This window comes from Frankia sp. AgKG'84/4 (assembly GCF_023242965.2).
Taxonomy (GTDB): domain Bacteria; phylum Actinomycetota; class Actinomycetes; order Frankiales; family Frankiaceae; genus Frankia.
Genome location: NZ_JALKFU020000730.1, coordinates 1 through 529 on the forward strand (window position 1 = coordinate 1; position 529 = coordinate 529).

The window sequence follows — 529 nt, forward strand, 5'->3', positions numbered from 1 at the left end:
CTTTATACCTTAGCAGAGCAGTATTTACAAGAAAGGCTACAAACCCATCATTTCTGCGAAGAGGTTGCTTTCCCTCATAAAAGGGCAGTGGTTTGGCTTAACAATCCATTAGAGCATCCACTCTGTCCGAGAGATAAAGGGAGCTATTCGGTGGATTGCCGAACAGATGTAAGCGGTTTGGATGCTCATGAATTAGCTTCTGCCATTATGAATGTGAATGACCATGCAACAAACAGTTTTATTCAACAAATTAGAAGGCGTATTTCCATACTGGAACGACCTTTGGTAACTGCTACGGGACAGGGAAAAAGCTATATTTATGCAAACTTTAATCCCAAGTATGCACAATATGCTTTAACCATATTAAGAACGTATTACAACTTCTGTCTTCCGTTCGGCAGAGGGGATAAAAAGGAAACTCCTGCACAACGAATCGGTTTAACCGATAAAGTCTATGATATGAAGGTTATTATTTATATGAAATAACTAAGTGTCATAAGCAAAGCATACCGTTTATTCTCACTCTGCT

General features: G+C 39.1%; 1 protein-coding gene. It reads left to right on the plus strand.

All coding sequences use genetic code 11. The features are described 5' to 3' along the window. Positions 1 to 486, plus strand: a 486-nt coding sequence (locus MXD58_RS31840; protein ID WP_518478677.1) for a hypothetical protein, incomplete at its 5' end; no start/stop codon positions are given. Positions 487 to 529 lie beyond the last annotated feature (43 nt).